Consider the following 24,513-nt stretch of genomic DNA (forward strand, 5'->3'; position numbering starts at 1 on the left):
GGCCCTTTCCTTATGTCCGGTCAGGAGCCCATGCGGCGTCCCGTGATCTCCGCGGCGGCGTCGGCGACCAGGCGGCCCCACTCGGGCAGCCGGTCCGCGTCGTAGCGCGAGTCGGGCATGGAGATGGCCACGGTGGCCAGTGGCGTGCCCTCCTCGTCGAGGACGGGCGCGGCGATCGCGCAGACGTCCGGCCGGTACTGGTTGCGGTTGACCGCGTAGCCGTCGATGCGGATCCGGTCCAGCTCGGCGCGCAGTTCGTCCGGGTCGGTGGGCGTCGCGTCGCTGTAGCGCTCCAGCCCCTGTGCGATGAGCTCCTCGACGTCCTGCTTCGGCAGATGGGCCAGGACGGCACGCCCGGTCGCGGTGGCGTGCAGGGGAGAGGTGTCGCCGACGGTGTGGAACGTCCGTACGGCATGACTGCAGTCCACGCGGTCCACCACGACCATGCACTGCAGGGCATCCGGCACCGACAGGTGGATCGTCTCGTTCACCGTGTCCCTCAGGCGGACCATGGGCTCGCGCGCTGCCGCGAACAGGCTGGACCCCTGGAGGGCGGCGGGCCGTACGGCCAAGACTCGGGCGCCGATCTCCCAGCGGGTGGTGTCCTTGCGGTTGGCCCGCAGCCAGCCGGCCTCGGCCAGCGTGACCAGGGTGCGCTGCACGGTCGACTTCGGAAGGCCGAAGAGCTTCGTCAATTCCCCGACCGTGACCGGCTGATGCTGGGCGACCGCCTCCAGGATGCGCAGCGACCTGGTGACGCTCTTCATTTCCATCCGGTTTCCCCCCGTTAATCCTCGGAATCTCTGGCGGACACCTCTTGACTCCCTTGGGAGCCACTGTCATTCTCTGTGCCAGATACTAGCACAGCATTCCACAATGTGGCACGGCTCGCCGGGAGATCCCGAGGGTGCAGCCGGAACTCCGAGACAGGGCGTTCGTGAGCCGAGGTCCCCCGAAGGACCCGCCCCCTCCGCCCGAACCACCTCGAATCGAACAGCCTCACGCAGGGGCTCAGCATGCGCCCCGGCGATACGAAAGGAAAGCCCCGTGTCAGCTGCCAGGAAGCGAGTCGCCGTCGTCGGCGTGGGAACCATGGGCAGCCAGGCCGCCTGGCGCCTCGCGGCCCGTGGCGCGGAAGTCGTCGCCTACGACCGCTTCGCCCCCGGCCACGACCGCAGCGCCGCCGGCGGCGAGACCCGCATCTTCCGCAGCGCGCACTTCGAGGACTCCCGGTACGTCCCGCTCCTCAAGCACGCCGACGTCCTGTGGGAGCAGCTCCAGCAGGAGACCGGCCGCGAGCTGCGCCGCCTGACCGGATGCCTGCTGATGGGGTCCACCGAGCACCAGCAGATGACCACGGTCCTGCGGTCCATCGCCGAGCACGGCCTCGACCACGAGGTGCTCGACGCCGAGGCCATGGCCAAGCGCTTCCCGCAGTACCGGCTCGAGGACGGCGACGCGGCCGTGCTCGACCGCCGTGCCGGCTTCATCCGGCCCGAGCTGACCGTCCAGACCGCGGCCCGGCGCGCCGAGCAGCTGGGTGCCCGCATCGAGCGCTACACGCCGGTGCGCGAGATCACCCCGGCCGGCGGTGGGGTGGAGGTACGCACCGACGCCGCAAGCGAGCGCTTCGACGCGGTCGTCGTCACCGTCGGCCCCTGGGTGAACGACCTGCTGCCCGACCTGCCGTGGGAGGTGGACATCCGCCGCCTGATCAGCGCCTGGTACGTCCCCACCACCGACGCCTGGTTCGGCGAGGAGCGCCCCGCGTTCATCCGCACGACTCCCACGCACTGCTACGGACTGCCCTCCCCGGACGGCGTCTCCGTCAAGCTCGGCCTGTCCCGCGCACTGCACAAGCCCGCCGGCGACCCCAACGCGCTGGACCGCACCGTCCAGCCGGAGGAGCTGGACATCTTCACCGAGCAGATCCGCCGCCATCTGCCGGACCTGCACCCGGACCCGACCCGCCTGGCCGTCTACATGGAGGGCTACACCGAGAGCAGCCGCCCGCTGATCGGCCCGCTGCCCGGCGCCGACAACGTCGTACTGCTCGCGGGCTTCTCCGGCCACGGCTTCAAGCTCTCACCGGCCTTCGGGGACATCGCCGCCGACCTGGCGTTGGAGGGCACGTCCTCCCAGCCCGTCGACTTCGTGTCCACCGTCGGCCGCACCACAGCCTGAATGAGGAACGACATGACACTCACCGTAGGCCCGCTCCGGGCCGAGCCGGGCCGCAAGACCCGCGGGGTGATCCCCGTGGACCTCGGCCCCACGACCGTCGAGATCCCCCTCGTCCTCGTCAACGGCTCCCGCCCCGGACCCCGGGTCGTCATCACCGGCGGCGTCCACGGCGGCGAGTTCGTCGGCATCGACGCGGCCGCCCGCCTGGCCGGATTCCTGGAGCCGGACGACGTCACCGGCCGGCTGGTGATCTGCCCCGTGGCCAACCCGCCGGCCGTGTACGACGGCCGCCTCGGCAAGTCCCCGCTGGACGACGTCAACATCAACCGCGTCTTCCCCGGCGACAAGGACGGCGGCCCCACCGAGCGGCTGGCGGCCTGGCTGTTCGAGCACGTCATCTCCGGTGCCGACGCCTACGCGGACCTGCACAGCGGCGGTATCGACGAGACCCTGCTCGACTTCGTCGGTTACCGCCTGACCTCCGACGCGGAACTGGACGCCAGGACGCGGGCCATGGCCCATGCCGTCGGCTACGAACGAGTACTGTTCGGCCGCAACGCCGAAGGCGGCAACAGCCACGCCGCGGCCGCCCGGCAGGGCATCCCCGCCATCCTCATCGAGACCGGCCAGCTCGGCGACCGCGACCCCGCCCAGGCACGAGCCCTGCTCGACGGCCTGTACCGGCTGCTGCACCACCTCGGCGTCATCGATGAGCCGCAGCACGTCGCACCGGTGACCGCGCAGCCGCGCGACTGGGTCTGGACCGGCTCCGTCGTCTCACCGGCCACCGGCCTGTGGTACCCGGACGCCGAGACCGGTGACGAGGTGACCGCGGGTCAGGCCATCGGCCGCGTCATCGACCCGGCCGACGGCAGCGAACACAAGGTCACCGCCAGCGCCACCGGACAGATCCTCTACGGCATGAACGCGCTCACCGTCGCCGCCGGCGCCGAACTCGCCGCCATCGCCGTGCCGCACGACTGACCGGCACCACCCACAGACCCGCCCCCCCGAAGCACCACTCACCTCGAACAGCTGGTCCCCACGCGCCAATTTCAGGAGATTTGTCATGAGTGATCCCATGATCGGTCGCAGAGCGCTCCTGCGCGGAGCAGGCGGCCTGGCCGCTCTCGCCGCCGTGCCCTCGCTCGCGGCCTGCGGCACCGGCACCAGCCGGGCTTCGTCCGGCAGCGCCAAGGGCGGCGGCAAGTCGGTGGTCGTCCGCGACAGCGGCGGCACCTTCGGGGAGGCCCTCCAGAAGGCGATCTACACGCCGTTCACCCAGGAGACCGGCATCGCCGTCCAGGTGGTCAACCTCCAGGGCACCCAGATGCTGGCCCAGATCAAGCAGGGCCGCCCCCAGTTCGACCTCATCAACAACTCGATGATGGACCACATCAAGTTCGCGGCCCAGGACGCCCTGGAGCGGCTGGACACCGACCGGATCAAGAGCCTCAAGAGCGCCAAGATCCCTCAGAACCAGATCACCGGCCATGCCGTCGGCAACAGCTTCTACGGCCAGTGCATGGCGTACCGCACCGACGCCTTCGGGGGGAAGAAGCCGGAGACCTGGGCGGACTTCTGGGACACCCGGGCGTTCAAGGGCAGCCGCTCGATGTGCAACCCCGACGCCGACCTGCCCGAACTGGAGTTCGCGCTCCTGGCCGACGGCGTCCCGATGGACAAGCTGTACCCGCTCGATGTGGACCGTGCCTTCAAGGTGCTGACCCGGCTCCGGCCCGACATCAAGAAGTTCTGGGACAGCGGCCCCCTCCCCGGGGTGCTCCTCAGCCGCCAGGAAGTGACGATGTCCACCGTCTGGGACGGCCGGATCGCCGATCTGCAGAAGCAGGGCGTACCCGTCGCGCGGCAGCTCAACGGCATGCGCCGCCAGTTCCAGGGCTACGGCATCGCCAAGGGCGCCGCCCATGTGGACGCCGCCTACCAGCTCATGGACTACTCGCTGCGTCCCGAGGTGCAGGCCCGCCTGGCGAAGACCTTCCCCTCGAACCCGTCGTCCCCGGTGGCCTACGAGAAGCTCACCAAGGTGGAGCGCAACGCTCTCGCGGGTGCGCCGCAGTACTACGACAAGGGCTTCGACGCGGACATCAACTGGTGGATCAAGAACGAAGCCGCCGTCAGCAAGCGTTGGTTGGAGTGGGCCCGTGGCTGAATTCGGTGTGGTCACACCGTCCGTGAAGGTGGCCGGCGGCAAGCTGCCCACCGCGACCGGCAAACCGCTGTCGGTGGTGGCCCTGCGCAAGACGTACGGGGACGTCGTCGCGGTCGACGAGGCATCCATGGAGATCGCGGCCGGGGAGTTCGTCACCTTCCTCGGCGCCTCCGGGTCGGGCAAGACCACGACCCTCATGATGATCGCCGGTTTCTGCGAACCGGACTCCGGCACCATCACCGTCGGGGACCGCGACGTCACCCGGCTCGCCCCGCAGAAGCGGGGCCTCGGCTTCGTCTTCCAGCAGTACCTGCTCTTCCCCCACATGACGGTCAGTGAGAACGTCGCCTTCCCGCTCACGCTGCGCGGAGTGCCCAAGGACGAGATCCGAAGGCGGGTCGGGGAAACGCTGGAGATCGCGGGCCTGTCCGGCTTCGGCGGCCGCAAGCCGCGCGAGCTGTCGGGTGGTCAGCAGCAGCGCGTCGCCCTGTGCCGCGCGCTGGTCTACCGGCCACCGGTGATCCTCATGGACGAGCCGCTCGGCGCCCTGGACAAGAAGCTCCGCGACCAGCTCCAGATAGAGATCAAAGCCATCCAGCAGGAACTCGGCCTCACCGTCGTCTACGTGACACACGATCAGGAAGAAGCGCTGGTGCTGTCGGACCGCATCGCGGTGATGCGCAACGGCCTGATCGAGCAGTTCGACACGCCCAGGGAACTGTTCGAGCGGCCCAGGACCCCCTTCGTCGCGGACTTCCTCGGCGCGGCGAACTTCCTGCCCGGCCGCGTGCTGCAGAACACCGACGAACACACCGTGGTCCGCCTCGACCAGTCCGGCGGTCTGCTGACGGCTCGCCGCCATGAGCTGGCCTCCGGTACCTCGGTCAAGGTCGCCGTGCAGCCGGGCCGGCTGCGGGCCTGCGCCCCCGACGACGGTTTCTGTACCGGCACGGTCGAGACCGCCACCTACGTCGGCACCCTCGTCCGCGCCGGCGTACGCATCGACGGCGGTGACGCACCGCTGCTGCGCCTCGAAGTACCGGCCGGCCGTGGGCCTGTGACCGGCGAGCGGGTCGGGGTCACCGTCGACCCCGAGGACGTCAACCTCTTCCCCGTAGAACAGGGCGGGTGAGCCATGGCCGCGACCCTGACCGCCAACGCCCCCGCCCGTCCGCGCAAGCTGCTGGCCTCCCGCAGAACAAGGGTCGGCATCCTCTACGCGCTGCCGGTCGTCGTCTACCTGCTGGTGCTGTTCGTCTACCCGATCCTCAGCACCCTGTTCCTCAGCCTGAAGAACACCGACGGCTCCCTCACCTTGCACTGGTACGTCGACGCACTGACAGGCATCAACCTCTCCGTTCTGCTGACCACCGTACGGATCTCCGCGGAGACGGCGCTGTTCAGTCTCGTCTTCGGGTTCGTCCTGGCCAACGCGATCTCCCGGCTGAAGCCCCTGTGGGCGGGAGTGGCGATGCTGATCGTGGTCGTCCCGCACTTCATCAGCGCCCTGGTGCGCACCTACGGCTGGATCATCCTGCTCGGTGACAAGGGCCTCGTGAACGACACCCTGGCCAAGCTCTGGGTCCCCGGGGCGCCGTTCCAACTGCTGTACAACGAGATCGGCGTGGTCATCGGCACCACCTCCGTGATGCTGCCCTACACCGTGCTGCTGCTGTACAGCGTGATGCGCGGGGTGGACCGCAGGCTGCTCGCGGCGGCGGCCAGCATGGGTGCCGGGCGTGTGACGATCTTCCGCCGGGTCTACCTGCCGCTAGTGGCCCCTGGGCTGGCCAGTGCCGGACTGCTCAGCTTCATCCTGTCGCTGGGCTACTACATCACCCCCGCCCTGATGGGCGGCCCCGACCAGACGATGATCGCCTCGCTCATCAACCAGCAGGTGATGAAGCAGAACCAGTGGAACGGGGCGGCCGCTGAGGGCGTCGTGCTGCTGCTGCTGACCTTCGCGGGACTGCTGCTGGTCAAGGTCGTGACCTCCTTCGGCGCCAGCCGAAAGAAGAGGAGTGCGTCATGATGGAGCTGCGCAGGACCCTCACCGGTCGGATCGCCCTGACCGCCATCGCCACCGTCATCCTGCTGTTCCTGGCGCTGCCGATCGTCGTCATCCTCGTCACCTCCTTCAGCAACAACGCCTTCGCCGCGTTCCCCCCGGACTCCTGGACGCTCGGCTGGTACAAGGCGCTGTTCGCCGACGGCAGCAAGTGGCCGGCCGCGCTGTCGCTGAGCGCCTTCGTCGCCGCCCTGAGCACCGTGTTCTCGCTGATCATCGGCGTGACCGCGGCGACCGCGCTGACCCGCAGCGAACTCCCACTGCGCTCCGCGGTCTACGCCCTGGTCCTCGGCCCCCTGCTCATCCCCCAGATCGTCACCGCCCTGGGCCTGTTCCTGCTCTTCGAGCCGGCCTCGATGCTGGGCAGCCCGATCGCCATCGCTCTCGGCCACACCGTGCTGGCCTCGCCGATCGCGGTGCTGATCCTGGTGGCGACCCTGCGCGGGATCGACGAACGGCTGGAGGACGCCGCCGCCAGCATGGGCGCCGGCCGGCTGACCATCGCCCGGCGCATCACCTTCCCCCTGGCCGCCCCCGGCATGATCGCCGCGGCGATCTTCTCCTTCATCACCAGCTTCGACGAGTTCTACATCTCCCAGTTCCTGTCCTCGGTCGACACCGTCACCCTGCCGGTGCAGATCTACAACTCCCTGACCTTCGACATCGACCCCAGCGTCACCGCGATCAGCGCGATCCTCATCGCCTTCGCGATCCTCGCCCTCGCCCTGGTGGCCCTGGTGCGCTGGCTGGGCTCGGGGCGGCAGGACTCCCTGCTGTCGGTCGAGAACACGGCAGGGATCGCCGCACCCGGAGGTGAGGCCGTATGACCGCCACCGCTCAGCGGCACCTGCTGCTGAACATGACCGCCAACGGATCGCTCGCGAAACCCGGCAAGGACCTCTTCGTCGTGCGCCACGGCGAGGGCCCCTATGTCGACGACGCCGCAGGCAACCGCTACATCGACGGCCTGTCCGGGTTGTACTGCTGCCAGATCGGCTACTCCTACGCCGACGAGATCGCCGAAGCGGCCCAGAAGCAACTGCGTGAACTCTGCTACAGCCCCTTGTGGTCGGAGTCCGCGCACCCCACCGGCCTGGCCCTCGCCGAACGCCTCGCCGCCCTGGCCCCCGACGGCATCGAGCACGTCTTCTTCAGCGGCGGCGGCGCAGAGGCGGTCGAGACGGCCTGGAAGATCGCCCGCAGGTACCACACCCTGCGCGGCGAGGCGGGCCGGACCAAGGCGATCGCCCGGCGCGGCGCCTACCACGGCCTGACCCTCGGAGCGCTGTCCTTCACCGACGACCCCGGGCTCACCGAGCCGTACGGGCCGCCCGCCGTGGAGACCCACTTCGTCGCCAACACCAACCGGGCCGCCCTGCAACAGCCCCTCGACGAGGCGGCCTTCACCGAGTACCTGCTCGCCGACGTGGAGGCCACGGTCCTCGCGGCCGGCCCGGAGAGCGTCGCCATGCTCATCGCCGAACCGGTGCAGAACCGGGGCGGCTGCATCACCCCGCCGGAGGGCTACTGGCAGGGCCTGCGCCGACTGGCCGACCGCTACGGCTTCCTGCTGGTCGCCGACGAGGTCATCACCGCCTTCGGCCGACTGGGGGAGTGGTTCGGCGGCGCGTGCTACGGGGCTCGCCCCGACATCGTCACCGTCGCCAAGGGCATCACCGCCGGCTACGCCCCCATGGGCGCGACCCTGGTCTCGGACCGCGTCGCCGAGGCGATCAACCAGCCCGGCGAGGTCCTCAACCACGGCTACACCTTCAGCGGCCACCCGCTGAGCGCCGCCATCGCCCTGCGCAGCCTGGAGATCATGGAGCGGGACCGGATCCTGCAGAACGTCCGCGGCCACCAGGACCATCTCGCCGCCCGCATGACCTCCCTCGGGGACCTGCCGATCGTCGGTGACGTCCGCGGCGCCGGATACTTCTACGCTCTCGAACTCGTCGGCGACCTCGACGGCGGCGGCTTCGGCGACACCGCGCGCGCCGCGCTCGTCGCCGACCTGATCCCGCGCCGGCTGCGCGAGGCCGGGCTGCTCGCCCGCGTCTACAACCGCGCCGCCCCGCTGGTGCAGATCGCGCCCCCGCTGATCAGCGACCGCGCACTGCTGGACCGTATCGCCGACATCATCGCGGACACCCTCGACGAGGCCTCCGCCCGCCTGTAGTCCACCCTTTCGGAAGGAACGACATGTACTCCATCGGTCCCCTGACCGTCGCCCCCGGCGAGCGCGCCCAGGGTCTGATCCCGGTCGGCACCAGCACCTACGGCGTGGAGCTCGGCATCCCGCTGATCGTCGTCAACGGCACCGAGGACGGCCCCGTGCTGTGCGTGGACGCCGGTGTGCACGGAGACGAGTACGACGGCCAGGAGGCCATCCGCCGCGTCCTCGCCGAGACCGACCCGGCCGGCCTGCGCGGCACCCTCGTCGGCATCCCCTGCGTGAACACCCCCGCCTTCGAGGCGGCGGCCCGCACCAGCGGCCTGGACCACCTCAACCTCAACCGGATCTTCCCGGGTGACGCGGACGGCTCGTACTCGCTGCGCCTGGCCGCCACCTTCGTCGCACAGGTCGTCCCCGCTATCGACGCCCTGGTCGACCTGCACACGGGCGGCACCTTCGGTGAGATCGCCCCGCTCGTCATCCTCCAGGGCGGCTACGAGGACCTGGCGACCGACCTCGCCCTCGCGGCCGGGCACGAGCTGGTCTGGAAGGGCGGCAAGTGGGGCGGCACGGTCCGCCACCCCACCCTCGCCGCCGGCAAGCCCGCCGTCACCATCGAGGCGGGCGGCGGCACCTACCGGGAACAGAACGTCGCCCTGCACGTCCACTCGATCCGCAACATCATGCGCCGACTCGGCATGATCGACGGCGAGGCGGAACTGCGTGACAGCTACACGACGGTCTCCGGCACCTTCGCCCGGTCCGCCGCGGGCGGCTTCTTCCTCGGCCACGCCGAGCCCGGCGAGACCTGCAAGGAAGGCGACCTGATCGCCCACATCGCCGACCACTACGGCAACACGCTGGAGGAGGTCCGTGCCCCGCAGGACGGCATCGTGCTCTGGGTGCGCCGCATCCGCACGGTCCGCCCCGGGGACGAGGTCGTCATCTTCGGCGAGGTGCAGGGGGAGATCAAGCCATGAGCGGCGACACCCGGTCGCTGCTCGTCGACGGCAAGCAGGTTCCCGCCGCCGACGGTCGCACCTTCACCGTCCTCGACCCGGCGGACGGAACGCCCATCGCCCAGGTGGCGCTGGCCGGACCGGCGGACGTGGACCAGGCGGTGGCGGCGGCCCGCGCTGCCCTCACCGCACCCGAGTGGGCCCGGATGCGCCCCGCCGACCGGGGCAGGCTGCTGCACCGCATCGCGGACGCGATCCGCCGCGAGGGCGCATCGCTGGCACGCCTGGAGAGCCAGGACGTCGGCAAGCCGCTCCGCCAGGCGAAGGCCGATGTCGAGTCCGCCGCCCGCTACTTCGAGTTCTATGCGGGCATCGCCGACAAGCTCGGCGGCTCCACGGTCCCGCTCGGCCCCGGCCTGATCGACTACACCCTGCGCGAGCCGATCGGCGTCTCCGGCCAGATCATCCCCTTCAACTACCCGCTCCAGAACACCGCGAGGGGCTCCGCCCCGGCCCTCGCGGCAGGCTGCACGGTGGTGCTCAAGCCCTCTCCGGAGGCGCCGCTCACCCCGCTGGAGACCGGCCGCATCGCGCTGGAGTGCGGACTGCCGCCGGGCGTGCTGAACGTCGTGCCCGGCGACGCCGAGACCGGCGCGGCACTCGCCGGGCACCCGGGCATCGACCAGGTCACCTTCACCGGCTCGGTGCCGACCGGCATCAAGGTCGCCCAGGCCGCCGCCGCCAACGTGGTGCCCTCAGTCACGGAACTCGGCGGCAAGTCGCCGTTCGTCGTGTTCGCCGACGCCGACTTCGACCTGGCGCTGACCGCGATCCTGGGCTGGTCGTTCAGCAACGCCGGCCAGATGTGCTCGGCGGGCACCCGCCTGCTGCTCCAGCGCGGTGCCGAGGAGTTCCTGGACCGGCTGGTCGAGAAGATCGCCGCCCTGCGCGTCGGTCCCGGCCTCACGGATCCGGACATCGGCCCGCTGGTCGCCGCCCGGCAGCGCGACCGGGTGCTGGGCTACCTGGAACTGGCCCGGCGGGAAGGCGCCGTGGCACGCGTCGGGGGAGGAGCACCCTCCGACCCCGCCCTGGCCGACGGCTACTACATCGAGCCCACCGTCCTCACCGGCCTGACCAACCAGGCCCGCTGTGCCCGCGAGGAGATCTTCGGGCCCGTGGTGACCGTCATCGGGTTCGACGACGCCGACGAGGCCCTGGACATAGCCAACGACAGCCCGTACGGACTGTCCTCCTACGTCTGGACCCGCGACATCGACAAGGCGATGCGTCTGGCCGAGGGCATCCGGGCCGGGCAGGTCTACGTCAACGTCACCAGCGCCGGCACGGGCATCGAGCTGCCCTTCGGCGGCTACAAGCACAGCGGCTGGGGCCGCGAGAAGGGCCTCGAAGCCCTGGCGAGCTACACGCAGACCAAGAACGTCTGCATCGGATTCGGAGACCGGCCATGAGGTACCGCACGCTGGGCGCACGCGGCCCGGCCGTCTCCGTCGTCGGCGTCGGCGGCAACAACTTCGGCTCCCGCCTCGACGAGGAGGGCACGAAGGCGGTGGTCCACGCGGCCCTCGACGCGGGGATCACCCTGTTCGACACCGCCGACATGTACGGCGGGTTCGGCGAGAGCGGCGGTGCCCGGGGCGACGGTGAACGCCTCCTCGGCGCCGCCCTCAAGGGCCGCCGTGACGACGTCGTCCTCGCCACCAAGTTCGGTATGGAGATGGGGCCGGAGGCCGACCAGTACGGCCGGCGCGGTGCCCGCGCGTACATCAGGTACGCCGTCGAGTCCTCCCTGCGCCGGCTCGGCACCGACCGGATCGACCTGTACCAGTACCACGAGCCGGACGGTGTCACCCCGCTGGAGGAGACGGTCGCCGCCCTGCGGGAAGTCGTGGCCGAGGGCAAGATCCGGTATCTCGGCTGCTCCAACCTCCCGGCCGAGCAGCTCACGGACGCCTTCGTCAGCACCCAGGCCCGCTACCACCTGCTCGACCGCGGTGTGGAGAACGACCTGATCCCGGCCTGCCTGCGCCACGGCATGGGCCTCCTGCCGTACTACCCGCTGGCCAACGGCCTGCTCAGCGGCAAGTACCGGCGCGGTCAGCAGCCCCCGCCCGGCAGCCGGCTGTCCTGGCGTGAGGGCTGGCTCACCGACGCGGCCCTCGACCGCGTCGAGGCCCTCACCGCGTACGCCACCGAGCGCGGCCTGACCCTCCTCCAGGTCGCCGTGGGCGGACTGGCCGCACTGCCCGCGGTCGGCTCGGTCATCTGCGGCGCCATGACCCCCGCACAGGTCACCGCCAACGCGGCGGCGGCCGGCTGGATCCCCGACGCGGCCGACCTGGCCGCTCTCGACACGATCGTCACGCCCGGCGAACGCGTCGTCTGAAGCCACCGCATCCCCTTCGAAATCCGTGAATCGAGGCTAGCCACCATGCGAGAGATCGTCACCTTCGACGCCTACGGCACCCTGGTCGACTTCCAGCTCGGCCCGACCACCCTCAAGGTCCTGTCCGACCGGCTGGACCTGGACAACCTGGACGTCGACGAGTTCCTCGACGACTTCCGCGTCATGCGCTTCCAGGCCGTCCTGGAGGCCTACCGCCCCTACCACGAGATCCTGCACTCCAGCCTGCGCAACGCCATGCGCCTGCACGGCCTGGAGTACCGCGCGTCCGACGGCGACGCCCTCGTCGACGCCGTCCCCACCTTCGGCCCGTTCCCGGAGGTGCCGGACGCCCTGCGCGCCCTGAAGACCCGGTACGAGATCGCCATCATCTCCAACACCGACGACAACCTGATCGCGCGCAACGTCGAGAACATCGGCGTCGAGTTCGACCACGTCATCACCGCCCAGCAGGCCGGTGCCTACAAGCCGGACCGGCAGACCTTCGAGCACGCCTTCACCACCATGGGCGTCGAGCCGTCCCAGGTCATCCACACCGCCCAGGGCTGGGAGTACGACCACATCCCGACCCGCGACCTGGGCCTGAAGCGGCGGGTGTGGATCAACCGCTACGGCCGCCCGGGCAGCGCCGACTACCAGCCGTACGACGAACTGCCCGACCTGTCGGGCCTGCCGAAACTCCTCGGCTGCTGACCGCGGCCCGACGGCGACCAAGGACCGAAAGACAGAGGACGCACGCCATGAAGCAGATCCCCTACTGGCTCGACACCGCCCCCGCCCTGCCCGACCGTTCCGGAAAGGACCTGCCCGACGAGGCGGACGTGGTGGTGATCGGCGGCGGCCTCACCGGCCTGTCCACCGCCTACCACGCCGCCCGCAAGGGCGCCCGGGTCGTCCTCGTCGAGAAGGACAAGGTCGGCTCGGGTGCCTCCGGGCGCAACGGCAGCATGTGCACCCAGGGCCTCACCATCAGCCCCGCCGAGGCCCGCAAACGCTACGGGCAGGAGCGGGCACGCGAGTTGTACGACGCGTTCCGCGAGGCGGTCGACGTGGTCGAGGAGATCACGCGGACGGAGCGGATCGACTGCGACTTCCACCGCGCCGGCCGGCTCGGAGTCGCCTTCAAGCCGCAGCACTTCGCGTCGATGCGGGCCACCCAGCGCGACCTGGCCGACAACTTCGGCCACGAGACCAGGCTCCTGACCCGCGGTGACCTCAAGTCCGAACTGAACTCCGACTACTACCACGGCGCCCTGCTCGACCCGCTGAGCGCGGCCCTGCACGTCGGCAAGTACGTCCACGGTCTCGCCGAGGCAGCCGAGCGGGCGGGCGCGGAGATCCACGAGCGCAACGCGGCGACCGGCCTGACCCGCCTGCCGGGCGGCGGCTTCGTGGTCGAGACGCTGGGCGGAACGATCCGCGCCAGGCAGGTGATGGCGGCGACCGACGCCTACACCGACAGGTCGATGCCCTGGTTCCGCAAGCGGCTCATCAACGTCGGCAGCTTCATCATCGTCACCGAGCCGCTCGGCGAGGCGCGCGCCAAGGCACTGATCCCGAACGGCCGCCTGGTGGTCGACTCCAAGAACATCGGCCACTACATCCGCCTCACCCCCGACCACCGCCTCGCCTTCGGCGGCCGGGCCCGTTTCGCCCCCTCCAACCCCGCCTCCGACGTCAAGAGCGGCGACGTCCTGAAGAGGGAGATGACCGAGATCTTCCCGCAGCTCTCCGGGGTGCGGATCGACTACGTGTGGGGCGGCATGGTCGGCTTCTCCTGGGACCGGCTGCCGCACGCCGGCGAGGCCGACGGCCTCTACTACTCGATGGGTTACTGCGGCCACGGTGTGCAGATGGCCACCTACATGGGCCGCGCCGTCGCCGAGATGATGGACGGCCGCCCGGAGGCCAACCCGCTGCGCGGCCTCGGCTTCCCGAAGGTCCCCGTCCCCTTCTACAACGGCACCGCCTGGTTCCTGCCGTTCGGCGGCGCGTACTACAAGGCCAAGGACCGCCTGCGCTGAGCACGTTCCGACCCCCATGAACTGATGACCCGTCAGTAGGCCATCAGTCACGGACTCTTGACTCGTGACGCGGCAGTGGTCATCCTCGGTCGCACCTTTGGATGAGGTCATGACAACCCGGCCGTCGTTCCCCTGCCTTCGGGGCCTCGGGCGGCCGGGTTGTCGACCCGCCACCCCCCGACCGAGGACGTGGGCCGTGACCAGTGCAGGACGCCCGTACCGCCGACGCAAGAACCTCACCGTTGTGTCGCTCCTCCTGTTCGTGCTGGCCGTCGCGCTGGGCCCGACGCCCAGTTCGGCGGCCGGCTCCGGCTGGTGGAACCCGACCGCACGGCCCGCGCCGGACTCCCGGATCAACGTCACGGGCGAGCCCTTCACCGGCACCGACGCCGAGGGCGACGTGCGGGGCTTTGTCGACGCGCACGACCACATTTTCGCCAACGAGGGCTTCGGGGGCCGCCTGATCTGCGGAAAGCCGTTCTCAGAGCAGGGCGTCGCCGACGCGCTCAAGGACTGCCCCGAGCACTACCCGGACGGCTCGCTCGCGGTCTTCGACTTCATCACCAACGGGGGTGACGGCAGGCACGACCCGGTCGGCTGGCCCACCTTCAAGGACTGGCCGGCGCACGACTCGCTGACCCACCAGCAGAACTACTACGCCTGGGTGGAGCGGGCCTGGCGCGGTGGCCAGCGGGTGCTGGTGAACGACCTCGTCACCAACGGCGTCATCTGCTCCGTGTACTTCTTCAAGGACCGCGGCTGCGACGAGATGACGTCCATCCGGCTCCAGGCCAAACTCACGTACGACATGCAGTCCTTCGTGGACAAGATGTACGGCGGTCCCGGCAAGGGCTGGTTCCGGATCGTCACCGACAGCGCGCAGGCCCGTGAGGTGATCGAGCAGGGCAAGCTGGCGGTCGTCCTCGGCGTCGAGACCTCCGAGCCCTTCGGCTGCAAGCAGATCCTCGACATCCCGCAGTGCAGCAGGGCCGACATCGACAAGGGCCTGGACGAGCTGTACGCGCTGGGCGTGCGCAGCATGTTCCTGTGCCACAAGTTCGACAACGCGCTGTGCGGTGTCCGCTTCGACTCGGGTTCGCTCGGAACGGCCATCAACGTCGGGCAGTTCCTGTCGACCGGCACCTTCTGGAAGACGGAGACGTGCAAGGGCCCGCAGCACGACAACCCCATCGGCAACGCGACGGCGGCCGCGGCCGAGAAGAAGCTCCCGGCGGGCGTGGAGGTGCCCTCGTACAAGGCGGACGCCCAGTGCAACGTCCGAGGGCTCACCGGACTCGGCGAGTACGCCGCCCGCGGCATGATGCGACGCGGGATGATGCTGGAGATCGACCACATGAGCGTCAAGGCCACCGGCCGGGTGCTCGACATCTTCGAGGCCGAGTCCTACCCCGGCGTGCTCTCCTCGCACAGCTGGATGGACCTGGACTGGACCGAACGGGTCTACGGCCTCGGCGGCTTCATCGCCCAGTACATGCACGGCTCCGAGGGCTTCGTCGCGGAGTCGAAGCGCACAAAGGCCCTGCGCGACAAGTACGGCGTGGGCTACGGATACGGCACTGACATGAACGGCGTCGGCGGCTGGCCGGCCCCGCGCGGCGCGGACGCCCCCGACAAGGTCACCTACCCCTTCAAGAGCGTCGACGGCGGCTCCGTCATCGACCGGCAGACCACCGGGGAGCGCACCTGGGACCTGAACACCGACGGCGCCGCCCACTACGGCCTCGTCCCGGACTGGATCGAGGACATCCGCCGGGTCGGCGGCAAGGACGTGGTGGACGACCTGTTCCGCGGCGCCGAGTCCTACCTCGACACCTGGGGGGCCGCCGAGAAGCACTGAACCCGGGGGCAGTGCGTCATCGATGAAGACATGAATCAGTCTTCATGTGTTCCTGTATGGTGAGGAGGCACGCGCCCCCGCCTGAAGGACTCCTGATGACCTCCACCCTCACGCCGCGTCCGGTCGACCGGGCGGAGCCCGCGCGCACCGGGGCCGCGCCCAGGCGGCGTACCCGTGTCCTCGAGCTCCCCGAGGCGCGCTGGGCCGCGGCGGCCACCGTTCTCTTCCTGCTCGCGCTGCCCTTGCAGCTGACCGGCGCACCCGCCTGGACCTGGGGCCCGCTCTACGCCCTGTCGTACGTCACGGGCGGCTGGGAGCCGGGCTGGGAAGGGCTCAAGGCGCTCAAGGAGCGCACGCTCGACGTCGACCTGCTGATGGTCGTCGCCGCCCTGGGCGCGGCGGCGATCGGGCAGGTCATGGACGGTGCCCTGCTCATCGTCATCTTCGCCACCTCCGGCGCGCTGGAGGCGCTGGCCACCGCCCGCACCGCCGACTCCGTCCGCGGCCTGCTCGATCTCGCCCCCGCCACGGCCACCCGGCTGACCCCGGACGGCGGCGAACAGACCGTGTCCGTCGAGGAGCTGGCGGTCGGCGACACCGTCCTCGTCCGCCCCGGTGAGCGCGTCGGCGCCGACGGCCGTGTGCTGGACGGGGCGAGCGACGTGGACCAGGCGACCATCACCGGCGAGCCGCTCCCCGTGGCGAAGGAGCAGGGCGACGAGGTCTTCGCGGGCACCCTCAACGGCACCGGCGCGCTGCGGGTCCGGGTCGAGCGCGACGCGTCCGACTCGGTGATCGCCCGGATCGTCCGGATGGTGCAGGAGGCGTCCGAGACCAAGGCGCCCACCCAGCTGTTCATCGAGAAGGTCGAACAGCGTTACTCGCTGGGCATGGTGGCCGCGACCCTGGCCGTCTTCCTGGTGCCGCTCGCCTTCGGCGCCCAGCTCACCGACGCGCTGCTGCGCGCCATGACGTTCATGATCGTGGCCTCGCCGTGCGCGGTCGTGCTGGCGACCATGCCGCCCCTGCTGTCGGCCATCGCCAACGCCGGACGGCACGGCGTGCTGGTGAAGTCGGCCGTGGTGATGGAGCGGCTCGGCCAGGTCGACGCGGTCGCGCTGGACAAGACCGGCACACTGACCGAGGGCAGCCCGCGCGTCACCGACGTCCGTCCGCTGCCCGGATCCGGCCTGGACGAGAGGGAGTTGCTGACGCTGGCGGCAGCCGCCGAGCGGCCCAGTGAGCATCCGCTGGCCCGGGCGGTCGTGGACGCGGCCCGCGAGCGCGGTCTCGGCCTACCCGACGCGCAGGACTTCACCTCCGCGCCCGGCGTGGGAGTGACCGCCGTCGTGAGCGGCCGTGCGGTCGCCGTCGGCGCCCCGTCCCGGCTCCTGGACGGCACGGGCAGCACGGTCGCCGCCGTCGCCGGGGAGCTGGAGGAGTCCGGCCGTACCGCCGTCCTGGTCCTCGTCGACGGCGCCCCCGCCGGGCTGCTCGGCATCGCCGACCGGCTGCGCCCGGACGCCGCCGCCACCGTCGCCGCGCTCACCGGGCTCACGGGAACCGCCCCGGCGCTCCTCACCGGCGACAACCCCCGGGCCGCCGCCCACCTCGCCGCCGAGGCCGGCATCGACGACGTGCGCGCCGGACTGCTGCCCCAGGACAAGCTGACGGCCGTTCAGGAGATGGAGCGCGCGGGCCGCAAGGTGCTGGTCCTCGGGGACGGCGTCAACGACGCACCCGCCCTGGCCGCCGCCCACACCGGGATCGCCATGGGCCGGGCGGGCTCCGACCTCGCGCTGGAGACCGCCGACGCCGTGATCGTGCGCGACGAACTCGCGGCGGTCCCCGCCACCGTCGCCCTCTCGCGCCGCGCGCGCCGGCTGGTCGTGCAGAACCTCGTCGTCGCCGGCGTGTTCATCGCCGGTCTCGTCGTCTGGGACCTCGCCGGAAACCTGCCACTGCCGCTGGGCGTCGCGGGCCACGAGGGCTCCACGGTCCTGGTCGGCCTGAACGGCCTGCGTCTGCTGCGGGAGACGGCCTGGCAGCGGGCGGCAGCCGAGGGCAGCGACTGACGAACGAAGTCAGCCCACCGGCGGCCGGCCGGTACTGGCACGCACCACGAGATCCACGGGAACGAGGGTGTCGACGCGAGGCTGTTCCCCGGGTCCGTCGATGCGGTCCAGGAGAAGCCGCAGGGAACGGGTGCCGATCTCGGCGAAGTCGGTGCGTACGGTGGTCAGCGGCGGCAGGAGATGCGCGGCCTCGGGGATGTCGTCGTAGCCGACGACGCTGACGTCCCCGGGGACGGAGCGCCCGGACTCGTGCAGGGCGTGCAGCAGGCCCAGCGCCATCTGGTCGTTCGAGACGAACACCGCCGTCACCTCCGGGCGCCGCGCCAGCCGGCGGCCCAGGTCGTAACCGGAGTCGGCGCTCCAGTCCCCGGCGAGCGGGGCCGGGACGTCGGCACCGGCCGCCTGGAGCGTCTCCTGCCAGCTCGCCAGCCGGTGGTCGGCGGACGTCCAGCCGGCGGGGCCCGCGATGTGCCAGACGGTGCGGTGCCCGAGGCCGAGGAGATGCTCGGTGGCCTTGCGGGCGCCGGTGCGCGAGTCGCCGGTGACCAGGGGGATGCTGTCGTCGAGGGCGTTCTCCAGCACCACCAGGGGAATCCCGAGGTCGGTCTGCGCCAGGGTCCGGCCCACCCACTGCTGCGGAGCGATCGCGATCACGCCGTCCGCGCCCTCGGCCGACAGCCGGTTCACCGCCTCGACGACGGTGTCGTGGTCGGCCGTGTCGAGCGCGATGGAGCTCACCAGGTAACCGGCGTCCTGGGCCGCGGTGTTGATGGCCGTCAGGATGGACGCGGGCCCGTACCGGGCGGCGTCGAAGGAGATGACCCCGAGCATCCGGGTGCGGCCGCTGGCCAGCGACCGCGCGCTGCGGCTGGGCCGGTAGCCGAGCGTGCGCATGGCGTCCAGGACCGCCTCGCGCGTCTCGGGGCGGACGGCAGGATGGTCGTTGAGCACCCGGGAGACGGTCTGCTTGGAGACGCCGGCCAGCCGGGCCACGTCGGCCATCACCGGCCGCGCCCCGGCGAAGTTGCGCCGGCTGCGGCCCTTGGGAACGGGGCTGTCGGTGGCGCTCGGTGTCATGGCGGGGGATTCCTCGACGTCGGTTACGGCGGTCCTGGCCCCGCCCGGCAGGAGCACAGCATAGGCCGGGCGGGGCCCGCGGGGTTTCTCAGCCGGCCCGCACCCTCCACGTGCGCGTGACCACCCACTCGGCGTGCTGCACACCCGCCGCACGCCACGCTTCGCCCACCTGCCCCGGCACATGAACCCGGGCATCCGCTGCCAACGGCAGCACCTTCAGCCGCAGGCCTTCCGTTCTCAGCGCCTCGACCGGCAGCCGCTCCAGGCCGATGTCCCAGACCCGGCCCGAGAAGAACTGGTCGGCCACCAGGACGTCCCCCACATACGCCCGGGCCAGGTCACCCGTCCAGCGCAGCCGCAGCAGGACACCGGAGGACGCCCGCAGCAGATCCTCCGGTACGTCGACGCGGTACTCGGCGGCCACGGCTTCGACGTACTTGTCCGCCGGCACGCTCGCCCGGCCCTGCACGCCGGTCACCGGCTCGGGCGCCGGTCCGGCGGGCCTGACCAGGGTGACGGGCACCGCGCCGTCCGGGAGGGGCGCGGCCTCGATCGTGTAGCGGGTGAACACGCCGTCCGCCGCCTCCCGCACCCGTGTCCCCGCCACCACCGGGGCGGAATCCGGCGCGGGCAGCACCGCGAACGACGGCTCGTCGGCCGGGCTGTGCAGCCGTACCTCGGCACCGTCGAAGACGACACCGTCCCCGCACAGCACCAGCCGCTCGGCTCCCCAGGCGTCCCCCCGGTAGACCGTACGGGCCGTCGCCGCGTCCAGGACCAGCAGCCCGACGCGTGAACCGTCGGCGGCGTCCACCTCGACCAGGGCGTCGGTGCCGGGCCGCACTCCGCTGACCAGGATTCGGCCGGCGACCGGTGTGACGTCCCCGGACGGTGTCGCGACGGACGCCACCGTGTCCGCGTCCAGGGCCAGTTCGGGCGCGATGCCGTCGGCCGCGGCCAGCACCAGGACCGTACGGCCGCCCGCCTCGACGGTGCACACCGGCTGCGCGGTCGCCCACTCCAGCCGCAGCCCGGCCACGTCCAGCCGCAGCGGCCAGCAGAAGCACGCGCCGGAGGGCACCGTGACGGGAACACTCGGCAGCGTCAGCGCGGGTGCGTCCGGGAAAGCGACCGCGAAGTCCGTGTCCGGGTGGTCGGGCAGCGGCTCGTGCGGCTGGTGGTTGGTCACGAACAGGAAGCCCGACGTGCCGTCGGTCCGGACGGCCCAGCGCAGCGTCTCCCGGTCGTGCTGCCCCGTCGGCAGCCGCTCGGGCAGCACGGACTCCATGGGCGCGATCCGGTCCCCGAAGCACTCCAGCAGCAGGTGCTGGAGCCGCAGTGCGTGGTACGAGGGCCGCACCTGGCCGTACTCGCCGAGCGGGGCCTGGAAGTCGTAGGTCAGGACCGGCAGGTCGTTGGGGTAGCCGGTGGCGTGCGACTCCTGAAGAGTCGTCAGCTCGCCGGGCGGGTTCGTGCCGCCGTGGAACATGTAGTAGCCCTGCCAGACCGAACCGCAGCCGATCTTGGTCAGCCCCAGCGCGGCCACGTCGGCGGCCTCCACCCGGGGACGCCGGTGGTAGGCCACCGCCATGCCGCCGCCCAGCTCGCAGGTGGCCCAGGGGAATCGGTCCGCCGGTACCGGGTCGGCGCCGCGTACGGTCGTGGGCCGCAGGTCGGCGCCGATGCCCTCGTCGTCGCGCTCGTGGGTGAAGAAGAAGTGCTTGCGGCAGGTGTCGGGCCAGCCGCCGTCCGCCTCCGTCCAGAACGCCTCCGGATAGCCGCCGTACAGCGGGAGCAGTTCGTCACCCGGGAGCCGCACTCCGCCCCAGGCGGTCGACGTCCACAGGGGCGCGTTCAGTCCGGCGTCCTGGGCCAGGCGCTTCAGGGTGCGCAAGTGACCGGGCTGGTCGTAGAGCTCGTTCTCGATCTGGATCGCGACGATCGGACCCCCGCGCGCCCGGTCCAGACCGCGCAGTTGCTCCGCGACGGCCGCGAACCAGGCACGTACGGGATCCAGATAGGCCGGATCGTCGGTACGCGGCGTACAGGCGCGGGCGAGCAGCCAGTCGGGCAGGCCGCCGTTGCGCACCTCCGCGTGGCACCACGGGCCGATCCGCGGGATGAAGTCCAGGCCGTGGCGGGCGCACAGCTCGGCGAAGCGGCGCAGGTCGCGGTCGCCGTCGAAGCGGAGCCGCCCCTCGATCTCCTCGTGGTGGATCCAGATGACGTAGGAGGCGACGGCACTCACCCCGCCCGCCTTCATCTTCAGCAGCTCCTCCTCCCACTCCCGGGCCGGGTAGCGGGAGTAGTGGAACTCGCCGGAGACCGGGAACCAGGGGCGGCCGCCACGGGTGAGCCGGCGGCCGGTGACCTCGATCGGATCGGGCACGCCCGGCGCGTCCGCGAAGGGCAGATGACCGGTCGGCGGGGGAGCGGAGGGCGCGGGCACGCGCAGCCGGTGCGGGGTCACCAGGTGTTCTCCGGGCCGAGGTCGGGCGTGTCGGTCAGCTGGGCGCGGGTGGCCGCGGTGCCGTGCAGTTCCAGCAGGACCAGCTCGTTGGTGCCCGGCCGCAGTACCGGCGCGGGGACGTAGAGCGTGTGCTGCGGGCCGCGGTTCCAGTAGCGGCCCAGATGGAAGCCGTTGACCCAGGCCTGCCCCTTCGTCCAGCCGGGCAGGGCGAGGAAGGCGTCGGCGGGCGTGTCCACCTCGAACGTGCCGCGGTGGAAGGCCGGCACGGTGACCGCCGCCCCGTCGCCCGGGGTGAACGGCACCGCGTCCAGGTCGTCCAGCGGCAGCGGGTGGCACTCCCAGCCGCGCAGCACGGTGCCGTTGCAGGAGACGGGTCCGAGCAGGCCCTTCGGGGCGCCGATGCGGGGTCCGTAGTTGACGCCGCCCATGTTCTCGACGAGCACCTCCAGCGTGGCGCCCGGGCGCGGAACACGCACCGGCAGCGTCTCGTCGTGCCGTTCGCGCTCCAGGACACCGACGGGGGCGCCGTCGACGAAGACCTGGGCGCGGTCGCCGACACCGCCGGCGAAGTGCAGCAGGCCGTCACCGGACGCGGGCAGGACGGTGCGGTAGAGCACGTAGCCGGTGTGCTGTCCGAGCCGGCCCAGGGGCACCGGGTCGTCGGTGCGGACGGGAGCGGCGAGCGCGCCGACGAGGGGAAGCAGAGGTGCCCGGCCGTCCAACTCCACGCCGGTCGGCGGCAGTTTGGGACCGGGCGCCGGCACCGGCTCGTCGGGGACGCCGACGTGGCGGGCGATGACCTCGCGGAAGGCGTGGTACTTCGGGCCCGGGTCGCCGCACTCGGTGAGCGCGGCGTCGTAGTCGTACGACGTGATGGTGGGCTCGTAGGCGTGCTTGTGGTTGGCGCCGTTGGTGAAGCCGAAGTTGGTGCCGCCGTGGAACATGTACAGGTTGACGGACACCCCGGCGGACAGCAGCCGGTCCAGATCGGCGGCGGCGTCCGCCGCGTCTCGGACGTGGTGCGGCCCGCCCCAGTGGTCGAACCAGCCGATCCAGAACTCCGCGCAGAACAGCGGCCCTTCGGTCTGGTATTCGCGCAGCCGCCCGAGGCACTGCTCGACCCGGCTGCCGAACGTACTGGCGGTCAGTACACCCGGCAGGCTCCCGGCGGCCAGGTGCTCGGGGTCGGCCTGGTCGCAGGTGAACAGCAGTTCCTCGACGCCCCGGGAACGGAAGGCGTCGGCCAGGTGCTTGAGGTACGCGCTGTCGTCGCCGTAGGCCCCGTACTCGTTCTCCACCTGCACGGCGATGACGGGACCGCCCGCCGCGGCCAGGTGCGGCCGGAGCGCGGGCAGCAGCAGGTCCAGGTAGCGGTCGACGGCCCCGGTGAACCGCGGATCGCTGGACCGCAGCCGGATGTCGGGGTCCGAGGTCAGCCAGTCGGGCAGTCCGCCGCCGTCCCACTCGGCGCAGATGAACGGACCGGGACGCAGCAGCACGTGCAGCCCCTCGTCCTGGGCGAGTTCGAGGAACCGGGGCAGGTCGAGGAAGCCGTCGAGCACCAGCAGGCCCTCGGGGTCGGGCTGGTGGTGGTTCCACGGGAGGTACGTCTCGACGGTGTTGAGGCCCATCAGCCGCGCCTTGCGCAGCCGGTCGGACCACAGGCCGGGGTGGACACGGAAGTAGTGCAGGGCACCGGAGACGATCCGGAACGGCTCGCCGTGCAGCAGGAATCCGTCGGACGTCGTTGTCAGGGCGGGCATACGGGGCTTCCCTTCGCGGGGCGGGCGGAGGTCGATGGAAGTCGCTGGGAGTTTCAGTGAGAGCGGGTGACGCGGATCAGCCAGAGTGTGGCGCCCAGGCACAACGCCGAGACACCGCACAGCAGGAGGGGCACCGCGCGGACCCCCGACCACTCGATGGCCTTGCCCAGCGCCGGCCCGGCGGCGACACCGCCGACCATGGACGCGGCGATGACGAGGGCACCGGCTCTGCGGGCCCGCGGGGCCGCCCGGTTCAGCCAGGGCAGACCGGTGGGGAAGATCGGCGCGATGAACAGACCGACACCGGCGTACGCGTACGGGGCCAGGGCCGGCACGGACGCGGCCAGCAGACACACCGTCATGCCCGCGCAGGAGACGACGATGATCGTCTGGGCGGAGAACCGCAGCGCGAGCGGCGCGACCAGGAAGCGGCCGACGGTCATCATCAGCCAGTACACGGAGGTGGCGGTGGCGGCGACGCCCGCGCCGTAGCCGACGGTCTCCAGATGCGTGGGTTCCCAGCCGCCGACACCGGCCTCGACGCCGACGTGCAGGACGTAGAGCGCGACGAAGACGCCGAGCACCGAGGCGAGGCTGCGCCGGAGGACCGCGCCACCGCTCGCGTCGTCACCGGCCGGGACGGGCGCGTCGTTCCGTACTCCCTTCAGGCACAGCAGCAACGGCAGGTTGACGAGGGCGAAACCGAGGAAGACGGCCGGGTAGTGCTCGGAGCCGACCACGCCGATCAGGGCGGGGCCGAGGATGGCGCCGATGCCGAAGTGGGCGTGGAGGATGTTCAGCATCGCGGTGGAACGGTGGCCGAAGCCCACGGCGAACAGCTGGTTGAGCCCGTAGTCGATGCCGCCGAAACCGAGCCCGGCGAGGAGGGCCGCCGCCAGGGCCATGGGCCAGCCGGGCGCCAGCGCGAAGCCCGCCGCGCCGAGCGCCATCAGCAGGTAGGAGCTGCCGAGGAGGTGCCGGTTGCCGACCCGCCCGTAGAGCCGGTCGAACAGCAGCACACCGGCCACGCCGCCGACGAAGTGCGCACTGAGCCCCAGCCCCGCGGCGGACGGCGAGAGCCCGAACCCCGCGCGGACGCCGGGGATCGCGGGCCCGTACAGGGCCTGCAGCGCACCCATGAGCACGAAGCCCGCACAGGAGGCGACCACGGCGGACCGGCTGAACACCGGGGCCGACGGAGCGGGGGAGAGGGTGACCGCGCGCTGCGCGGTGGGCTGGTCGGTCACGCGGACTCCGGGGG

At 71.4% G+C, this 24,513-nt stretch carries 19 protein-coding genes; 14 read left to right on the top strand and 5 right to left on the bottom strand.

Annotation, left to right across the window (positions count from 1 at the left end):
• Positions 1 to 20: 20 nt before the first annotated feature.
• On the bottom strand, positions 21 to 767 hold the full coding sequence (locus tag CCL05_RS06665) for an IclR family transcriptional regulator (RefSeq protein ID WP_086559551.1): 747 nt from the start codon (positions 765 to 767) through the stop codon (positions 21 to 23).
• A 280-nt stretch (positions 768 to 1,047) separates the two neighbouring features.
• Here CCL05_RS06665 and solA point away from each other — a divergent pair, with 280 nt between their 5' ends.
• The 14 genes from solA to CCL05_RS06735 all read left to right on the top strand — a co-directional run bounded on the left by solA (position 1,048) and on the right by CCL05_RS06735 (position 17,942).
• The gene (gene solA, locus CCL05_RS06670; RefSeq protein ID WP_086559552.1) at positions 1,048 to 2,184 is read left to right on the top strand and encodes an N-methyl-L-tryptophan oxidase; all 1,137 of its coding nucleotides are present in this window, start codon (positions 1,048 to 1,050) and stop codon (positions 2,182 to 2,184) included.
• A gap of 12 nt (positions 2,185 to 2,196) precedes the next feature.
• Complete coding sequence (locus CCL05_RS06675; protein ID WP_244204196.1) at positions 2,197 to 3,168, top strand: succinylglutamate desuccinylase/aspartoacylase family protein; 972 nt, start codon at positions 2,197 to 2,199, stop codon at positions 3,166 to 3,168.
• An 85-nt stretch (positions 3,169 to 3,253) separates the two neighbouring features.
• Positions 3,254 to 4,357 carry an ABC transporter substrate-binding protein gene (locus CCL05_RS06680; RefSeq protein WP_086559554.1) on the top strand — a complete coding sequence of 368 codons (1,104 nt, stop codon included), beginning with the start codon at positions 3,254 to 3,256 and terminating at the stop codon, positions 4,355 to 4,357.
• Positions 4,350 to 5,489, top strand: a complete 1,140-nt coding sequence (locus CCL05_RS06685) for an ABC transporter ATP-binding protein (protein WP_086559555.1) — start codon at positions 4,350 to 4,352, stop codon at positions 5,487 to 5,489. Before CCL05_RS06680 ends, CCL05_RS06685 begins: the two co-directional genes overlap by 8 nt.
• Positions 5,490 to 5,492: 3 nt before the next feature.
• Positions 5,493 to 6,389, top strand: coding sequence for an ABC transporter permease (locus CCL05_RS06690; protein WP_086559556.1), 897 nt, complete (start codon positions 5,493 to 5,495; stop codon positions 6,387 to 6,389).
• Positions 6,386 to 7,252, top strand: a complete 867-nt coding sequence (locus CCL05_RS06695; protein WP_086559557.1) for an ABC transporter permease — start codon at positions 6,386 to 6,388, stop codon at positions 7,250 to 7,252. Before CCL05_RS06690 ends, CCL05_RS06695 begins: the two co-directional genes overlap by 4 nt.
• The gene (locus CCL05_RS06700; RefSeq protein ID WP_086559558.1) at positions 7,249 to 8,604 is read left to right on the top strand and encodes an aminotransferase class III-fold pyridoxal phosphate-dependent enzyme; all 1,356 of its coding nucleotides are present in this window, start codon (positions 7,249 to 7,251) and stop codon (positions 8,602 to 8,604) included. Before CCL05_RS06695 ends, CCL05_RS06700 begins: the two co-directional genes overlap by 4 nt.
• Positions 8,605 to 8,627: 23 nt before the next feature.
• Positions 8,628 to 9,581 carry a succinylglutamate desuccinylase/aspartoacylase family protein gene (locus tag CCL05_RS06705; protein WP_086559559.1) on the top strand — a complete coding sequence of 318 codons (954 nt, stop codon included), beginning with the start codon at positions 8,628 to 8,630 and terminating at the stop codon, positions 9,579 to 9,581.
• Complete coding sequence (locus CCL05_RS06710) at positions 9,578 to 11,032, top strand: aldehyde dehydrogenase family protein (protein WP_086559560.1); 1,455 nt, start codon at positions 9,578 to 9,580, stop codon at positions 11,030 to 11,032. Before CCL05_RS06705 ends, CCL05_RS06710 begins: the two co-directional genes overlap by 4 nt.
• Positions 11,029 to 11,967, top strand: coding sequence for an aldo/keto reductase (locus CCL05_RS06715; protein WP_086559561.1), 939 nt, complete (start codon positions 11,029 to 11,031; stop codon positions 11,965 to 11,967). The genes CCL05_RS06710 and CCL05_RS06715 overlap by 4 nt, the downstream gene beginning before the upstream one ends.
• Positions 11,968 to 12,012: 45 nt before the next feature.
• On the top strand, positions 12,013 to 12,678 hold the full coding sequence (locus tag CCL05_RS06720) for a haloacid dehalogenase type II (RefSeq protein WP_086559562.1): 666 nt from the start codon (positions 12,013 to 12,015) through the stop codon (positions 12,676 to 12,678).
• Positions 12,679 to 12,725: 47 nt separating this feature from the next.
• A complete protein-coding gene (locus CCL05_RS06725; RefSeq protein WP_086559563.1) occupies positions 12,726 to 14,009 on the top strand; it encodes an NAD(P)/FAD-dependent oxidoreductase in 1,284 nt (427 codons plus the stop codon).
• A gap of 196 nt (positions 14,010 to 14,205) precedes the next feature.
• Positions 14,206 to 15,867, top strand: a complete 1,662-nt coding sequence (locus CCL05_RS06730; protein WP_244204197.1) for an amidohydrolase family protein — start codon at positions 14,206 to 14,208, stop codon at positions 15,865 to 15,867.
• 95 nt (positions 15,868 to 15,962) lie between these two features.
• The gene (locus CCL05_RS06735) at positions 15,963 to 17,942 is read left to right on the top strand and encodes a heavy metal translocating P-type ATPase (RefSeq protein WP_086559564.1); all 1,980 of its coding nucleotides are present in this window, start codon (positions 15,963 to 15,965) and stop codon (positions 17,940 to 17,942) included.
• A 9-nt stretch (positions 17,943 to 17,951) separates the two neighbouring features.
• On the opposite strand, the gene CCL05_RS06740 is transcribed toward CCL05_RS06735, so the two are convergent.
• The 4 genes from CCL05_RS06740 to CCL05_RS06755 all read right to left on the bottom strand — a co-directional run bounded on the left by CCL05_RS06740 (position 17,952) and on the right by CCL05_RS06755 (position 24,439).
• The gene (locus tag CCL05_RS06740; protein WP_086559565.1) at positions 17,952 to 19,019 is read right to left on the bottom strand and encodes a LacI family DNA-binding transcriptional regulator; all 1,068 of its coding nucleotides are present in this window, start codon (positions 19,017 to 19,019) and stop codon (positions 17,952 to 17,954) included.
• 88 nt (positions 19,020 to 19,107) lie between these two features.
• Positions 19,108 to 21,492: a beta-galactosidase gene (locus CCL05_RS06745; RefSeq protein WP_086559568.1), complete on the bottom strand. Its 2,385-nt coding sequence runs from the start codon at positions 21,490 to 21,492 to the stop codon at positions 19,108 to 19,110.
• Complete coding sequence (locus tag CCL05_RS06750; protein ID WP_086559566.1) at positions 21,486 to 23,252, bottom strand: glycoside hydrolase family 35 protein; 1,767 nt, start codon at positions 23,250 to 23,252, stop codon at positions 21,486 to 21,488. Before CCL05_RS06750 ends, CCL05_RS06745 begins: the two co-directional genes overlap by 7 nt.
• Positions 23,253 to 23,305: 53 nt before the next feature.
• Positions 23,306 to 24,439, bottom strand: coding sequence for an MFS transporter (locus CCL05_RS06755; RefSeq protein ID WP_086559567.1), 1,134 nt, complete (start codon positions 24,437 to 24,439; stop codon positions 23,306 to 23,308).
• Positions 24,440 to 24,513 lie beyond the last annotated feature (74 nt).

The sequence above is a fragment of the Streptomyces africanus genome, assembly GCF_002150735.1.
Classification (GTDB): domain Bacteria; phylum Actinomycetota; class Actinomycetes; order Streptomycetales; family Streptomycetaceae; genus Streptomyces; species Streptomyces africanus.

Coding starts and splice junctions, on each gene's coding strand:
- CCL05_RS06665 (WP_086559551.1), bottom strand. CDS start 767: ATGAAGAGCGTCACCAGGTCGCTGCGCATCCTGGAGGCGGTCGCCCAG.
- CCL05_RS06675 (WP_244204196.1), top strand. CDS start 2,197: ATGACACTCACCGTAGGCCCGCTCCGGGCCGAGCCGGGCCGCAAGACC.
- CCL05_RS06680 (WP_086559554.1), top strand. CDS start 3,254: ATGAGTGATCCCATGATCGGTCGCAGAGCGCTCCTGCGCGGAGCAGGC.
- CCL05_RS06690 (WP_086559556.1), top strand. CDS start 5,493: ATGGCCGCGACCCTGACCGCCAACGCCCCCGCCCGTCCGCGCAAGCTG.
- CCL05_RS06695 (WP_086559557.1), top strand. CDS start 6,386: ATGATGGAGCTGCGCAGGACCCTCACCGGTCGGATCGCCCTGACCGCC.
- CCL05_RS06700 (WP_086559558.1), top strand. CDS start 7,249: ATGACCGCCACCGCTCAGCGGCACCTGCTGCTGAACATGACCGCCAAC.
- CCL05_RS06705 (WP_086559559.1), top strand. CDS start 8,628: ATGTACTCCATCGGTCCCCTGACCGTCGCCCCCGGCGAGCGCGCCCAG.
- CCL05_RS06710 (WP_086559560.1), top strand. CDS start 9,578: ATGAGCGGCGACACCCGGTCGCTGCTCGTCGACGGCAAGCAGGTTCCC.
- CCL05_RS06715 (WP_086559561.1), top strand. CDS start 11,029: ATGAGGTACCGCACGCTGGGCGCACGCGGCCCGGCCGTCTCCGTCGTC.
- CCL05_RS06720 (WP_086559562.1), top strand. CDS start 12,013: ATGCGAGAGATCGTCACCTTCGACGCCTACGGCACCCTGGTCGACTTC.
- CCL05_RS06725 (WP_086559563.1), top strand. CDS start 12,726: ATGAAGCAGATCCCCTACTGGCTCGACACCGCCCCCGCCCTGCCCGAC.
- CCL05_RS06735 (WP_086559564.1), top strand. CDS start 15,963: ATGACCTCCACCCTCACGCCGCGTCCGGTCGACCGGGCGGAGCCCGCG.
- CCL05_RS06740 (WP_086559565.1), bottom strand. CDS start 19,019: ATGACACCGAGCGCCACCGACAGCCCCGTTCCCAAGGGCCGCAGCCGG.
- CCL05_RS06750 (WP_086559566.1), bottom strand. CDS start 23,252: ATGCCCGCCCTGACAACGACGTCCGACGGATTCCTGCTGCACGGCGAG.